The sequence below is a fragment of the Nostoc sp. NOS(2021) genome (assembly GCF_017115025.1).
Taxonomy (GTDB): Bacteria; Cyanobacteriota; Cyanobacteriia; order Cyanobacteriales; family Nostocaceae; genus Nostoc.
This window is the reverse complement of record NZ_JABXKM010000309.1, coordinates 1-14168: the sequence shown is the minus strand read 5'-3', so window position 1 is coordinate 14168 and position 14168 is coordinate 1. Positions and strand designations below refer to the sequence as shown.

Genomic DNA, 14168 nt, shown 5'->3' with positions numbered 1-14168 from the left:
CCGCCAAAGCTGCGTTTTGTCTCCCCTCCCCGCCGGCGGGGAGGGGATTAAGGGGTGGGGTGCAATGACTATGGGAATCACAACTAATTACCCGGACATGATATCAGAAGTAAGAATGACATTTACGTATTCATAGCTTCCAACTAACTTTTGATTTGGGATGGCAATATCTACTGCATAACCTTCGGGATTTTCGTAGCATTCTACAATTGTTCCGAGCGTATTTTTAGGAATCATCTGGTCGGCAAAGTCTGGTTGTACTTCTACCAATGTTTTTATTTGATCGTAAACTTTAGCTTTCATTGTTATCTTCCTCTTGTTGGTTTAATTCCAGCCAGTTTGTGATTAATCGGGGAATCTCTTTTCCATTATCAATTTGCCAGCTAGTTACAAGAGTTCCCTCTCTTTTATTTAATCCCCGAATCCTCACTCTTACCTGAAATCAAAAACCATAAATACTTGTCTGACCTTTTACGGCTGGTGCATTGGCAAGACCTTCACGCAGCTGTCTGATTTACATCTCCTGTCGCAGCGTTACGAGCCTCGGCATTTTGTATATCGTAGCCAATTGCTGCGAATGCCATCCACTTTCCTTGGTTGCCAGGATTATTTGGATTCATGGAGTATTCTTGAAATTTGCGAGGGTCTATCTCGGCATCCTCTGCCTTTGGCAACGGATCACCTGGTTTCCAATCCTGACTCATTTACTACACCAGAAGCGGATCAAATATTTTAAAAGCGATGCCTACGGCGGGCTATGCCTACGCACTTGTTTAAAAGGCAAGTTAAATCAGTGCGATCGCAGTGTGTTCAGTCTAGGGTAACTTGTTTGACTGTGATACTCATCATTTCTCTATCCTCACTATTGGGTGCAACTTGCGGCTTGCTCCAAGCTGTTACTTCGGCAAAGCCTAGACGATACAGCCAATAAATAATGCTGTTAATACCTCGACGGGAACCAGTTAGGAGAATTTTTACAGATTCGCGGTTGGGTGGAGATGGGGAAGGAGCATTTGAAGGCGGGGGAGGGTTGTCAGAATCTAGCAGACAAGAGAGAAATTCTTCAGCCATTAGGGTTTACCTACCTCATTAAATATTTGAGCTTACGTCTTCAAGTTTGAAGACGTAAAAATCATACATCATGTCTGCCTACATGAAGACATTTACTGAATCATGAGTCTCTGACAAAATTTGAGGCATGGGAAAGGCAGGTGAAGCACTCAAGCAGGTTTTGGCAACCTACGGTATTAGCCAGAACAAATTGGCGGTGACAATGGGTATCCGTCGGTGGGATGTTGGCCGTTGGGTACACGGGTTAACTGACCCCACAGGCGAGACAATAGTCGAGATTACTAAAGCCCTTAAAGGACTTAACTCAGATGCTGCTCTTGAATTTGTCAAGCTCTATCTGGGAGATATAGTTCAGGGTGGGGAAGACCTACAGCATTTGGAGGAAGAGTAGTCAAACTTCTGTTTGCGTAATGGGGAAAGCAGGTAAAGCACTCAAGCAAGTATTAGAGACTTATGCAATCAGCCAGAATCAGCTAGCTGTGGCAATGGGTCTTGCAAGGTCTAGTATCAACGGTTGGGTAAAAGAGACTAGATCACCAACATCTGATGCAATATTAGAGATCCGCAGGGGTCTACAGAAAATCAACTTAGAAGCTGCTGAGGAATTTATCAGACTTTACTTAAGTGAAGACGAATCCTGATCTGAGGCATGGGAAAGGCAGGTGAAGCACTCAAGCAGGTTTTGGCAACCAAGAGGATGTTTTAAAAGTATTGGGCGAATATAATTGGCTACTAGACAAGCAAAGTCTACCTCGGTGGACTAAGAAAAAATCAAGGTTTCTAATTTCTAACACCTTAGCTTCTTGGGGTGAAATGAGCAGTGATTCCGAAAGTTACGCAAAGGAATTGATGAGCCGTTTTCAACATCACGTAGCTTGCCGCCGCAGGCATCGGCAGGGATAAAACTGTACGAATTTATCTGTCTGAAATTTAAAAGCCTCAAGCGGAGGGTAGTCGCGCGCGAGTAGTACCGTAGAATCGACTTTTCACCTTGGTGGCCATACGATGTGCGATCGCTTCGCCAATAACCCTGCCAATCGTTCCGCAAGGGCTAGGTTATCTTCCCGATAGGGTAAACCAACAATATTGGCATGGTTTACCAAATCCTGCTCCACATCCAAACCAATTTCTCGAATCCGCCCAACCTCAAGACTGGCAATTCCATAACACTTGCGAAACAATCCGGCACACTCTTCTGGAGAACACACACTTGCCAGATTAACCGAAAGCCCAGGTTCACTAGCCCGCAGGAAATAGGCATCTGCCTTCACACGATTAGTGTCCTCATCAATCCACTGTTTACGCAGCAGCGCTCGATAAACAACTGCATCAAAAGGCAATGGCTCAAACTGACTCATGCTTGATTTAGCCACTGCAACCACTGCACCAAGATGGATGCTGTCACATCCCGTTCGATGGCGTAATTGTCTCCCAACTCATGGTATAGATAAGCCTGTTGTTCGACTGTAGCTGGGCAAACTAACCGGACTTCACGTTCAGGCGACGGTTTGCTCCATGTTAGTCGAATGCTGCCTTGCTCATCCGTGGAAGTCGATGCCAAGGGAAAGCGATCGCCCATTGCTTCATAGGCATCTACGATCAGTCGCATTGCCAACTTAAAGGCATATTGGCTCGGTTGTAAAATTCCATACTCATCCGTCTCATCCTCTTCTAAAAGAGCAACGAGCCGCTTCAATGTCACCGTAATATCGCTGCTGAAGGGTTGCGCTGACTGAGCAACGGTCATGGAACTCAAGTACATTCATTCGGGATATGAATACTAGCCTAACATGAGCGATGATCTAGAAGGCTGCGGGAGATGGAAGCTGCTATGTTCCGATGCTAAAAAATGTGGAATTCAAACAAGGACATTCAAGCCGCACTAAGAGCTAATTTATCCATTATTATGCCTAATAACCCAAGTTGCAGGTTATAAAATTCTGGATACTTCGTAACCGTTGATTTAGATAAATTCACTTTTTTGTAGAGGTTGCGATCGCCTCACTTCACATACATGGAGAAGACCAAACTTTAACAGCCATATCTGCTAATAATTCTGCTCTTTTATTGATTTCTGTTTCGTTCCATTGGCTCAGATGTTGCAACTCCCGATTCAGACGTAGAGGACTATCTGCGAATCCACCATTTATATCCCGCTTCTCTATAAACGAGCGATCGCTCAACTCAGGGTTATATCCAGTTAGAGTTAGATTGCCAATAGTGTGTAAATACTTGGCTCGAATTTCTTTCCATTGTTCTCCCAAATCTGCCTGCCATTCTAAAGAAAGATTGGGATTTTGTGGCATGATATGCTCAATAGTATATTTTGGAACATTGACTAACTCTTTACGCTCATAATTTTCTAGTTTACGAAGTAGATAGTTGCAACCGCGAAAGTTGTAAATATCCTTAACTACCAACTCTCGACGAAACTCTTCATCACCTGGAAATCTTTTGTAACTCTTTTTACCACCCAAAGCAGTCTGTAAACTTTCTAGGTAGTTTTCTCGGTCAATTTCTCGGCTTAAAGTGGCAAAACTCTTGTTCATAGAGCTAGTAGGAATGCCACAGATACTCCGCCGAAATACATAGCTTTCCACAAGCATGAGAATGCTAATAAATTCTTGCCGTGCTATTTTTTTTTGAATGTAATCATCATAAACTTCTATTAAAAATGGATAGGCAACATCTACCCTAAGAGTATTAATATCCGTAATTAACTGCTTAATTTCTTGGTCAGTTTCCTCAGCAAAAGCTAACTTTACAAAATATTTAGAGTAAAGGTAAACATCTGCTACTATCTCTTTGATCAAAGTATCTTTTTTATCTTGTACATAAATTTTAAAACTACTATACACATCTCCAATATTAGGAATAGTTCCTGATCTAGATTTGATGGTCAGATAGTCCCGAATGAAGCGGTCAAATAGCTCAGAATTTCCGGTTTTATCAAAGCTTTTCTCCATTGGATGCCAATAGAGATTGTAAATTTCGTCCTGCTTCTCCGGTTGAAGTCCCATCAGTACATAGTTCCGAATCTTGTCTGCTTCTGAAAGCTTAAGTCCTGTGGAATTTAGACTTTCAAATATTAATTGTGGATTATCATGATCGCGCTCTAGAGAAATTTCTACAATCATTAACTTGTATATACCTCGATACAGAGCATTCAGGTCAATGTCTGGTTTATGAATTTGAATCTCAAAATATCGGTAATTATCAACAAGCTGCTGAGATTTATCGTCAGGTATTTCTGTATCTTCTAGTAGTCGAATTAAAGTTTCTCTATCTTTCTGATTTAAAAGTAACTTATATCGTTCACTACCCTTTCCAAATTGATTGAAAAGATAATAATACTCTAGCGCTTCAGAACTAATATCAATTTCTTCATTGCTTGCTCTAATAGCTTTACTTAAAACAGAAAGCAGTAATGAAAGTGTTGTTAAACGTTGCTGACCATCAATAACTAATAATTTAGGTATTACTGCTGTCAGATACACACTATCTACCATGTAAACTAACGAACCAATGAAATGCCCTGAAATTGTATTATCATTTGCAGCACGCAAAATATCATTCCATAGCTGCTGGCATTGGCGAATTTTCCAACTATAAGGACGCTGATAGATGGGTATAATTAATTGCTTGTTGCCTTCTAAGAACTTGAGAAAGTTGGTTTCAGTAGCTTTCATGGTTTTAGTATGTTATTGGGAAACTATAGATATCAAAGCTTCAGCACAAACCGCTCTTACGTAATCAGCTAGGCTAGATTTAGCTGTCTCATGGTTAGCAGTGGTGAGAAGCTGTCTGATATCCTAGTTCAAGTATTCCCACTAATAAGTTATTGATAACTTTCCTCACTGAAATACTAGACTTCTGCTGCATTTCCCCTTTACATTCCTAAATAGAACGTGTTTGACCTGCGTTTACGTCCTTCAGTACCTTCATCAATAGTAATATTTCATACATTGCCTCATTAACCATCAGCCATTCTACACCTACGCATCAGCACAATTAATCTGGGGATCGCTTGCTGTATTCTTGACAATTTGTTACAAAAGTACAAAGAACTTCTAGAGACCCAAAACCACATGTTCGGCGGACTTACTGGTTTACAAGATCCTAAAGGCACAGATTGGGGGGAGCGAATGCTCAACACAGTCGCCAGCCAAACGATTCGCCACCTGTTTACCCAAAGCGAGTCAGTAGAAGTCTTTGTGCGCTGCTACCCCTCCAGCAAGCTCTTGCAAGGCAGCATTGATAGCTTCAAAATGAGCGGTCGTGGCTTGGTGATTCGGAAAGATTTCGCGGTAGAGGAGATGTCATTTGAAACCGATGCGGTGGCTATTGACTTCGGCTCAGTTTTAAGTGGCAAACTCAGCCTTAAGCAACCCACTCAAGCGATCGCACAGGTAATTTTATCAGAAGCAGGCATCAACCAAGCCTTTAATGCGGAACTGGTGAAAAAGCGCCTGCTTAACCTCACGGTACCATCACTGACAGCATTATCTGGCGGTGAACCAGTCTCCTTTACCGAAGTTCAGGTACAGCTATTACCTGAAAATCGGTTGCACCTTGTAGCAAAAGCAGATTTAAACAATGGCGAACTCGTGCCCCTGAGTATGACCTTAAGCATAGGCATTGAAAGGCGGCGGCGGGTTTCTTTCAAAGATCCAAAAATTGAACTTGACCAAGTGCCAGAAGCCCAACGGGAAATCTCGCAAACCTTGAGCGTGGCGTTGGTAGAAATTTTGGATAATATGGTCGATTTGGATCGCTTTGACCTGGATGGAGTGAAAATGCGGCTAAACCGATTAGAAACTGAAGGTCAAAAACTTATTTTCAGTGGATATGCTGAAATTGAACGTATTCCACATAGCGCTTGACATGAAATTATCACGTAAAAACGCCAAGTAAAGTAAAGCTTTAAACAAATTAAATACCGCCTAGAATGATCTAGGCGGTATTTAAATCTTGAGGTTTTGAAGAGAGTTAGGAGTTATTGATTATAGGTTGTATTAAACCTCGTCCATTTTGAACTCTGGAGTAGTGCGGGCATCTTGCCCGCTACTACCACCAGGGAGCAAGATGCTCCCACTACTTTTAAAAACTATGGTTCTCAAAATAGTGTGGTTTAATTTTTATTTATCACTCCTAACTCCTAACTCCTAACTCTCTATCTTCCCACCCCTACATATTGGAATCCAGCCCGGATAAGTGTTTCGGGGTCGAGGAAGTTACGACCATCGATGATAACGGGGTGCGCCATTAATTTTGCCATCTTCACATAGTCAAGAGTGCTGAACTGCTGCCATTCGGTGACGAGTACCAAAGCATCGCAGCCATCAGCTAGTCTTTCGGCATCGGTTTCTACCAACACGCCAGAAAGCCCATGACGCATACCTGTTTGGGAAATAATCGGGTCGTAAGCTTTGACCTTGGCTCCCAGTCGGTTTAGCTGCTCAATTAGGATGAGTGCTGGGGCGTCGCGTAAGTCGTCGGTATCTGGCTTGAAGGTTAGTCCGAGTAATCCGACTGTTTTGCCTTTGAGAATTTTCAGAACTTTTTGGAGTTTCTCCAAAGCAATCAACCTCTGGCGCTCGTTGACAGTCACAGCAGCTTTCAGTAATTGAGCTTCATAACCATAGTCATCAGCAGTGTGAATCAGAGCGGAGACATCTTTGGGGAAGCAAGAACCACCCCAACCAATACCAGCTTGTAAAAACTTGTTACCAATGCGGGAATCTAGACCAATACCTTTGGCTACTTGGGTGACATCAGCACCGACGCGATCGCAAATATTAGCAACTTCGTTAATAAAACTAATCTTAGTGGCTAAAAAGGCATTAGCGGCGTATTTGATCATCTCCGCCGAACTCAGGTCTGTTGCCAGAATTGGCACAGGGGGTAAAGATTGATCCTCAGCGTACTTGCGTTCCACAATTGGGGCATACAGTTGTTGCATTAAAGCTACTGCCCTTTGACTATTGCCTCCTAGTACAATGCGATCGGGGTTGAAGGTGTCGTGAACTGCCGAACCTTCGCGCAAAAACTCTGGATTGCTCACTACATCAAACTCGGCTGCAACCTGAGGTAATTTCTCATCACTCGATACCCCACCTGCGGTTACTAGTGTTTTCTGCCGTTCAGCAATACCATCTAGAACAAGCATCCGCACCCAGTCACCTGAGCCAATGGGCACTGTAGATTTATTCACGATCACCTTATAACCACCGTTGAGATTTTCCCCAATCCCACGGGCTACAGCTTCGACGTAACGAGTATCACTTTCACCAGTGGGTAAAGGTGGTGTTCCTACTGCAATAAACAGAATTTCCCCGTGGGTAACTCCGGCAGCGATATCAGTAGTAAAATGAATTTTCTCTGTTTGAATGGCAGAGTGCATAATTTCTGAGAGTCCCGGCTCAAAAATTGGCGACTGCCCAGACTTCATTAACTTAACTTTTTCTTCGTTGTTGTCTACGCAAATTACATCATGCCCAATATGAGCCAAGCAAGCACCTGTAACTAAACCAACGTAACCAGTACCAATCACGCAAACACGCATTTTTTAACTCCTCACTTTTTTGGGCTTAGTCTTCAAAAAGAAGTTCTCAATTTAACACTTACACACTGGCAGTCAACTCAACCACTAAGCATACTAGCTACCCATAGGGTGAGCCTGCATGAAAATTCAGAGCGACGCTAGGCGCCACTCAGGTGGTTGAATTATTGACATCGCTTTGAATGCGATCGCTAAAATCTTCTATTGTTAGTTTTAACCCCTCTTGCAGAGGAATGGTAGGTTCCCAATTTAACCAAGTTTTTGCCTTGGTAATATCAGGCTGGCGACGTCGGGGATCGTCCGAAGGTAGTGGCTCGAACTTAATCTGCGCGTCCGGGTTGATCATGTTTTGCACAGCTTGTGCCAATTGTAAAATCGTGTATTCACCAGGATTACCCAGGTTGACTGGGCCAATGTACTCGCCATTCATTAGGCGGATGAATCCTTCCACCAAATCGGAAACGTAGCAGAAACTACGAGTTTGCGAACCATCACCGTACACGGTTAAAGGATTACCCCGCAAGGCTTGAACTATAAAGTTGCTCACCACCCGACCATCGTTTTCTAACATTCTCGGCCCGTAGGTGTTGAAGATCCGAGCAACTCGAATATCAACTTTATTTTGCCTGTAGTAATCAAATGATAGAGTCTCAGCAATTCTTTTACCTTCGTCGTAGCATGAACGTATCCCAATGGGATTGACGCTACCCCTATACTCTTCGGGTTGGGGATGAACTTCTGGATCTCCGTATACTTCACTAGTTGAAGCCAAGAAGAACCTCGCTTTCACACGTTTAGCCAGCCCCAACATATTCAGCGTTCCCATGACGTTAGTTTTAACGGTTTTAACTGGGTTGTACTGGTAATGTACCGGAGAAGCAGGACAAGCTAAATGATAAATTTGATCCACTTCTAACCGAATTGGTTCGGTAATATCGTGGCGGATCAGTTCAAAGTACGGATGACCTAACCATTTCAGGATGTTGCGCTTGTGCCCAGTGTAAAAATTATCCAAGCATATTAATTCATGCCCATCGGTCATTAGTCGGTCGATGAGATGGGAACCAATAAACCCAGCACCGCCCGTCACCAAAATTCTCATAGTTTCCCAGTTACTTACAAATATTTTCAGTAGCTATTGCACTTACTTTTAGATTACCCAGCTTGGAGACAAAAATACAAAACGAAAAAAAAAGAACAAGGCTCAATCAAAAAGTGTTGTTGAACTTACTTATTTTTGTACGGATGTAGTCTTGTGATATTTTTACCTTTTTGCTTAAGAATTTAATTAGCAAAATAACAAATTTAGTCTCAAAATTGTCACTCTTCCACCTAAAATTCATCAAATCTTCAATAAAATAGAGTGTTTTTATGATTAGTACTGTTCTCAGTTTGATGCAAAGTAGCAGGGACTAGGTTGAAACTTGGCAAATTTCAAGGTCTTACCTCCAGAGGGGGGCTACGGTGTACACACAAGTCTTTGAGAGTTGCCCCACAGGCTTTTGATCCCCCCAACCCTCCTTAAAAAAGGGGGCAAAAACCTCTCGTAGAGAGAAAAATCAAGCAACATACTTGAAACCCCTATTTTTAAATATGGGGTTCCCTTTTGCCTTTCCCTTTTCTCCCTCTTTTTCATCAAAAAATTTTTGTGAATGCGATGCCTCCGGCGGGCTACGCCAACACAGCCCAATTCCACTCGCGTGGACTGAACTCTGCCTCATATCATACAGCAGATGTAATGCTGGTAATCGTCTTAGACATAACTAGATTTGTAGTTTGAGTGCGTTGCGGTTCTCCAAGCATGACAATGGAGCAAGTTAGTTGTCTGGCTAACTGGGTTGTGACATCGCTAATGGCTAACCCTCCAGGACTGGTACGATTACGTATAAAAGGTAAAACTACTAAATCATATAATCGTGCTGCCTGCAAAATTGCTTGGGCAACATTTTCATGAGCGATAATTTGAATTTCTGGGGCATTGGCCAAAGCTAATTTAGATACCATTAGGGAGAGATGCGATCGCCTGGAAGCAATTTTACTGGAACTAGTGCGGCGATCGCACACATTCAGCACAGTAATGTGGCTCTGATTTGCCTCTGCCAGCATCTGGGCAAATTGTACAGGCTGTAATGTCGGTGCTGTTAAATTTTCTACTGGTACTAAGATGCGCTGAATTTTTTTCGGTGATTCTACTAAACGTGTCACCGCTACTGGACAATGGGATGCCCAAAGCACACCATCAATCACATTCCCAAATAAACGCGCTCTTAACCCAGTCCGTTTACCCCAACCCATAACAATTAAATTAGCCTTTTGTTCGCGAGCAGCTCTGCTAATTCCTTGAGCAAAGGCATCATCAATTCGCAGCATTGGTTCTGCGGCCACGCCTAACGCTCGACTTTGTGCTGTGGCTTTGGTCAATAACCACTCACTCCGTTGTAGAGACGCTTCTAACTGGGGTGCATCCATGTGAGCAGCAGCAGTAGCGATCGCCAGGGGTATAATTTTGCCATGAGACTGACGCGCTAATAACGCCGCCATTTCAATCAAATACTGCTCTGTCTGAGGATTATACACAGGTACGACTATAGTAAAAGCACTGTCTGTTTTTAGTGAGCTTTGGTCAGGTAGGGGTGGTACTGGATCTTCGGCGGGTGAGGAATTCAAACCAACAGCTATTCGACTGGTCATCAACGGCCCCAAGGTTGATGTAACAAGCATTAAGATAATCACGCTGTGTAATACTTCTAGTGGCAGCAACCCAGCCCGATATCCCACTAACGTTGCTGCTAACGTTGTCGCAACCTGGGGAAGTGACAGCGACCACATCGTGAGCATTTCTTGCCAGTTATAGCGGTAAACCAGTTTTGTCAACAAAGCTGCAATCAATTTGCTGACAATCAAACCGACTATCATCAACAGCGTTAACTTGAGCGTGTCCAGGTTGTTCACAAAGGCGGGTAGATTGATCAGTAAGCCAACGTCAACAAAGAAAATGGGAATGAATAGCACACTGCCAATAAATACCACCTTTTCTTTGACTGGGCCTTCACCCACAGCTTCATTCACCGCCAAACCCGCTAAAAAAGCACCAACAATTTTTTCTATCCCCATCAATTGAGCGCCCACAGCCGCCAGAAACACCGAAAGCAACACAAACAAAAACTTGTTTCCTTCGTCGTCTCCAGACCGCTTGAAAAATTCTTTGCCTGCCCAATCAAAGCCTGTCACAACGGCAACAGAGTAAATAATTAACCAACCCGACAAGGTGAGTAGTTTTGCAAAGCTGAATGCTCCAGCATCAGCGACGGCTACACAAACGGCTAATATCAGCACTGCGCCAATATCTGTAAAAATCGTCGCTCCAATGGTGACGCTAACAGCTTCGTTGTTTACCACTCCCAAACGGCTGATTATGGGATATGCCAAAAGGGTATAGGAAGCGAATAAAGAGCCAATTAATATTGATGTATCCCAGCCATAGCCTAAAATCAGCCCTACTAAGGTTCCGATCACCAGGGGAACACTGAAAGTCAAGCTAGCAAACCCAAAGGCGCGACTTTTCTGGCGGCGGAACTGTTCTAGATCAACTTCTAGCCCGGCGACAAACAGCAAGTAAATTAACCCAATTTCTGATAGCAGGTTAATCATCGGCGAGTCAGACTGAAATAGATTCCAGCCCGATGGCCCAAGTACTAGCCCTGAGAAAACCAAACCCACTAATCCTGGTAATCTTAGCCGCTCAAACATGATGGGTATAACTAAGATGACCACCAGCAAAATAGCAAAGGGAACAATTGGTTCCTTGCCAAGAAGTTGGGAAGTTGGTTCCAGAACAAGAACTTGTGATATGAGTTCCATAGGTAGGAATTGAAGGGGCTATGGTAAAACTGCGATTAGCTTGGGGGCGATCGCTTAATCGATATAAATAAATGGAGAAGCCACCTGACGAAAAATCAGAAATCTTAATTTACACTAACTAGGCAATTGTCTGAGAACTAACTATCTACGGGTGGATTTGACTCAAAATGAACCGCAAGCGATCGTAGTCGTCTTTAAGTAGCACACTCAAGTTACGTCCAGCTTTAATTAGCCATTCTCGGTCAGCTTTGCGTAACTGGTATACATCTCGAATGGCAGCTGCGGTCAAAGACTCTATTGGCGCACCATTAATACAAAGCAGTGTCCGCAAAAAATCTAGTTCTTCAGTAAATTTAATGATCGCTTCTGGTTCACACCGATAAACAGCTTGATGAATTTGCGGGGGACGGGGTGGTAGATACTGATATATTCTTTGGTTATAACCTCGATTCAGGGAAGACTGCTCAAATCCCACGATCGCAGCCCGAAATTCAGTTCTGAGCATGGCAAATATCTGGGGTTGTTCCTCGCGTAAATCTTGCAAGGACAACCCCAAGGCTCTCGCCCGGTGTACGGAATCTATGGGCATGGTTGTGGCATAATACACTACAGCATAAATTTGATTGCCAGATTCTTCATCTACAGAACAAACCCAACTACCAAAGGGTGGCATGGAGGGAAAGCTCAAATCTTCTGGTTCCAAACACTGAGCCAAAATTTCAGTACTAGTAGTCTCAATCACCTCCGCAATGTGGTTGGGATGGCGATCGCCAGTGGCAAACTGTGGTAAAGGGAGGCGCATGGCAGTGCTATTAGCGGATAGCTATGGTTTAGCCCGTGCTGAGTGCTGAGTTAGGAGTTATGAGTTGAGGAATCATAACTCCTAACTCCTAACTTCTCACTTCTAACTAATCTTATTTGGCTTTTTTACGTCCGGCTGTGGTCTCTACTAGTGACAATTCGCTCAGGCGGAAGGTAACTAATTTATCCCAGTTACCACCTTCAAATAATACGGCTACTTTGCCATCACTCACCCGTTGCACGAGTCCTTCATAGCGATAATAGGTATCTGCGGTATTGTTGACGCGAACAGTTGCTCCAGGCAGAATCATGTTTTTAGCCTCGCTTGTTTCCTTCTAATAGCTTAATACTTGTCATTAGTCCTTATGTTCTTACAAATGACAAATGACGAATCAATAATACTTCTGTCTTTGTCGAAAATTTGCTACCGATTCGACTATTCCCAAGGAAATGAAGTTAGTCAGCATCGCAGAACGCCCATAACTCATCCAAGGTAAAGGAATTCCTGCCACAGGCGCTAAACCTACAGTCATGCCAACGTTGACAATCACCTGAAACATGATCATAGACAAAACGCCAATAGCCAACAAGGAACCAAAGTTATCTTTGGCAGTTTGGGCAACATGCAGTAGTCGCAAGCAAATTAAGCAGAAGACAAACAGCACTAGCAAACAACCAACAAAACCGAATTCTTCCCCCACTGCGGAGAAAATAAAGTCTGTATGCTGTTCAGGTACGAAATTCAGTTGCGTCATTGGCCCCTTGAACAGACCCCATCCCCAAATTTCACCAGCACCAATAGCAATGCGAGATTGGATTAAGTGATACCCAGCACCGAGTGGATCGTGATCGGGGTCCATAAATACAGTTAGCCGATTTTTTTGATAGTCTTTCAAAATATGGTTCCAGGCGAAGACTCCTAATTCGCCACCCAAGATATTGAGACTCCACGCACTAATAGCGCCGAAACCAAATCGATGCCAGGGGAGAGTTCGCCAGCCCACAATAGCCATAGCAACTGACCAAATTAGCCCTAATAGACCAAAAGCGAATGGGCCAAAAGATAATCCTTTAAATAAAACTATCGGCTCTGCTAATGGCCAAGATATACTAAACAAAATGGCGGCAACCACCGGAGAAATCATCAGAATTAACCAGCCTGGGTTAGCATTTGCCCAGTAAAGCATTCCTAAGACGATCGCACCAAATACCAGTGATGTTGCTAAATCTGGCTGCAAAAATACTAATCCCCAAGGTATAGCGGTGATTGCCAGAATACGGAAAACACCTTCAATGCTAGAAGCAGTGCGCCTGTGTAGCAAAGCTGCTAAGGTGATGATCATGCCGACTTTGGCAAATTCTGAGGGTTGCACGTTAAAGCTAGCGATACTAATCCACCTCTGTGCCCCTTTGGCGCTAGTACCAGCAATCATCACAGCGATTAAACTGAAGTTTGTTAGTGCGTATGTTACCCAGTGCCACTGCATCAAGAGTTCATAACGGATACGAGATAAAAACAGGGCTATAAGCACGCCGATACCCGCTACCAACCAGTGCCACCACCAGTCAGTTACTGGCTGCTTCAGTTCCGTACTGAGGATCATGATGCCGCCAAAGATGCTGATAGCAATCGGCAAACAAAAAAGTAGCCAATCTACATCCTGCCAGGGTTTAACCCAAGACTTCCAGCGAATTTTGGGGAGCGAGCGTTTTAACAACATTGTGCCAGTTTAGACTTTAGCTTTTAGATTTAATAAAAGGGCATTGGGCATGGGGCATGGGGCATTGGGAAGAGACAAGGAAAAAACTTGTTCAATAATTCTCCCTCATCTCCCTCATCTCCCTCATCTCCCCCACTCCCTACTCCCTACTC

General features: G+C 43.5%; 15 protein-coding genes. 3 read left to right on the top strand and 12 right to left on the bottom strand.

Annotation, left to right across the window (positions count from 1 at the left end; genetic code table 11):
• Window positions 1-87: 87 nt before the first annotated feature.
• From HWQ41_RS30170 to HWQ41_RS30160, 3 genes are all read right to left on the bottom strand, one after another.
• Complete coding sequence (locus HWQ41_RS30170) at window positions 88-303, bottom strand: hypothetical protein (RefSeq protein ID WP_292771208.1); 216 nt, start codon at window positions 301-303, stop codon at window positions 88-90.
• A 194-nt stretch (window positions 304-497) separates the two neighbouring features.
• The gene (locus HWQ41_RS30165; RefSeq protein WP_292771206.1) at window positions 498-704 is read right to left on the bottom strand and encodes a hypothetical protein; all 207 of its coding nucleotides are present in this window, start codon (window positions 702-704) and stop codon (window positions 498-500) included.
• A gap of 106 nt (window positions 705-810) precedes the next feature.
• Entirely contained in the window at window positions 811-1071 is a 261-nt protein-coding gene (locus HWQ41_RS30160) for a hypothetical protein (RefSeq protein ID WP_292771204.1), read from the bottom strand.
• Between the two features lie 127 nt (window positions 1072-1198).
• On the opposite strand from HWQ41_RS30160, the gene HWQ41_RS30155 reads away from it, so the two are divergent.
• Together HWQ41_RS30155 and HWQ41_RS30150 are read left to right on the top strand one after the other, a co-directional pair.
• Window positions 1199-1462, top strand: a complete 264-nt coding sequence (locus tag HWQ41_RS30155) for a helix-turn-helix transcriptional regulator (protein ID WP_292771201.1) — start codon at window positions 1199-1201, stop codon at window positions 1460-1462.
• A gap of 19 nt (window positions 1463-1481) precedes the next feature.
• The gene (locus HWQ41_RS30150) at window positions 1482-1712 is read left to right on the top strand and encodes a helix-turn-helix transcriptional regulator (RefSeq protein ID WP_292771198.1); all 231 of its coding nucleotides are present in this window, start codon (window positions 1482-1484) and stop codon (window positions 1710-1712) included.
• 345 nt (window positions 1713-2057) lie between these two features.
• On the opposite strand, the gene HWQ41_RS30145 is transcribed toward HWQ41_RS30150, so the two are convergent.
• From HWQ41_RS30145 to HWQ41_RS30135, 3 genes are all read right to left on the bottom strand, one after another.
• Window positions 2058-2444, bottom strand: coding sequence for a hypothetical protein (locus HWQ41_RS30145; protein ID WP_292771196.1), 387 nt, complete (start codon window positions 2442-2444; stop codon window positions 2058-2060).
• A complete protein-coding gene (locus tag HWQ41_RS30140) occupies window positions 2426-2818 on the bottom strand; it encodes a hypothetical protein (protein WP_292771193.1) in 393 nt (130 codons plus the stop codon). Before HWQ41_RS30140 ends, HWQ41_RS30145 begins: the two co-directional genes overlap by 19 nt.
• A gap of 259 nt (window positions 2819-3077) precedes the next feature.
• Window positions 3078-4760 (bottom strand): DUF262 domain-containing protein, encoded by a 1683-nt coding sequence (locus tag HWQ41_RS30135; RefSeq protein ID WP_292771190.1) that lies wholly within the window; start codon window positions 4758-4760, stop codon window positions 3078-3080.
• A gap of 399 nt (window positions 4761-5159) precedes the next feature.
• Between HWQ41_RS30135 and HWQ41_RS30130 the strand changes: the two genes are divergently transcribed.
• The gene (locus HWQ41_RS30130; protein WP_292771187.1) at window positions 5160-5954 is read left to right on the top strand and encodes a DUF2993 domain-containing protein; all 795 of its coding nucleotides are present in this window, start codon (window positions 5160-5162) and stop codon (window positions 5952-5954) included.
• Between the two features lie 290 nt (window positions 5955-6244).
• Here HWQ41_RS30130 and HWQ41_RS30125 read toward each other — a convergent pair whose 3' ends face one another.
• From HWQ41_RS30125 to rodA, 6 genes are all read right to left on the bottom strand, one after another.
• Window positions 6245-7636, bottom strand: a complete 1392-nt coding sequence (locus HWQ41_RS30125; protein ID WP_292771185.1) for a UDP-glucose/GDP-mannose dehydrogenase family protein — start codon at window positions 7634-7636, stop codon at window positions 6245-6247.
• Window positions 7637-7784: 148 nt separating this feature from the next.
• The gene (locus HWQ41_RS30120) at window positions 7785-8735 is read right to left on the bottom strand and encodes a UDP-glucuronic acid decarboxylase family protein (protein ID WP_292771183.1); all 951 of its coding nucleotides are present in this window, start codon (window positions 8733-8735) and stop codon (window positions 7785-7787) included.
• Between the two features lie 620 nt (window positions 8736-9355).
• Entirely contained in the window at window positions 9356-11494 is a 2139-nt protein-coding gene (locus tag HWQ41_RS30115) for a cation:proton antiporter (RefSeq protein ID WP_292771180.1), read from the bottom strand.
• A 145-nt stretch (window positions 11495-11639) separates the two neighbouring features.
• Window positions 11640-12296 carry a hypothetical protein gene (locus HWQ41_RS30110; protein ID WP_292771177.1) on the bottom strand — a complete coding sequence of 219 codons (657 nt, stop codon included), beginning with the start codon at window positions 12294-12296 and terminating at the stop codon, window positions 11640-11642.
• 112 nt (window positions 12297-12408) lie between these two features.
• A complete protein-coding gene (locus tag HWQ41_RS30105) occupies window positions 12409-12606 on the bottom strand; it encodes an NAD(P)H dehydrogenase subunit NdhS (RefSeq protein ID WP_292771175.1) in 198 nt (65 codons plus the stop codon).
• An 81-nt stretch (window positions 12607-12687) separates the two neighbouring features.
• Entirely contained in the window at window positions 12688-14016 is a 1329-nt protein-coding gene (rodA, locus tag HWQ41_RS30100; RefSeq protein WP_292771173.1) for a rod shape-determining protein RodA, read from the bottom strand.
• Window positions 14017-14168 lie beyond the last annotated feature (152 nt).

Coding starts and splice junctions, on each gene's coding strand:
- HWQ41_RS30170 (WP_292771208.1), bottom strand. CDS start 303: ATGAAAGCTAAAGTTTACGATCAAATAAAAACATTGGTAGAAGTACAA.
- HWQ41_RS30165 (WP_292771206.1), bottom strand. CDS start 704: ATGAGTCAGGATTGGAAACCAGGTGATCCGTTGCCAAAGGCAGAGGAT.
- HWQ41_RS30160 (WP_292771204.1), bottom strand. CDS start 1,071: ATGGCTGAAGAATTTCTCTCTTGTCTGCTAGATTCTGACAACCCTCCC.
- HWQ41_RS30155 (WP_292771201.1), top strand. CDS start 1,199: ATGGGAAAGGCAGGTGAAGCACTCAAGCAGGTTTTGGCAACCTACGGT.
- HWQ41_RS30150 (WP_292771198.1), top strand. CDS start 1,482: ATGGGGAAAGCAGGTAAAGCACTCAAGCAAGTATTAGAGACTTATGCA.
- HWQ41_RS30140 (WP_292771193.1), bottom strand. CDS start 2,818: ATGACCGTTGCTCAGTCAGCGCAACCCTTCAGCAGCGATATTACGGTG.
- HWQ41_RS30135 (WP_292771190.1), bottom strand. CDS start 4,760: ATGAAAGCTACTGAAACCAACTTTCTCAAGTTCTTAGAAGGCAACAAG.
- HWQ41_RS30130 (WP_292771187.1), top strand. CDS start 5,160: ATGTTCGGCGGACTTACTGGTTTACAAGATCCTAAAGGCACAGATTGG.
- HWQ41_RS30125 (WP_292771185.1), bottom strand. CDS start 7,636: ATGCGTGTTTGCGTGATTGGTACTGGTTACGTTGGTTTAGTTACAGGT.
- HWQ41_RS30120 (WP_292771183.1), bottom strand. CDS start 8,735: ATGAGAATTTTGGTGACGGGCGGTGCTGGGTTTATTGGTTCCCATCTC.
- HWQ41_RS30115 (WP_292771180.1), bottom strand. CDS start 11,494: ATGGAACTCATATCACAAGTTCTTGTTCTGGAACCAACTTCCCAACTT.
- HWQ41_RS30110 (WP_292771177.1), bottom strand. CDS start 12,296: ATGCGCCTCCCTTTACCACAGTTTGCCACTGGCGATCGCCATCCCAAC.
- HWQ41_RS30105 (WP_292771175.1), bottom strand. CDS start 12,606: ATGATTCTGCCTGGAGCAACTGTTCGCGTCAACAATACCGCAGATACC.
- rodA (WP_292771173.1), bottom strand. CDS start 14,016: ATGTTGTTAAAACGCTCGCTCCCCAAAATTCGCTGGAAGTCTTGGGTT.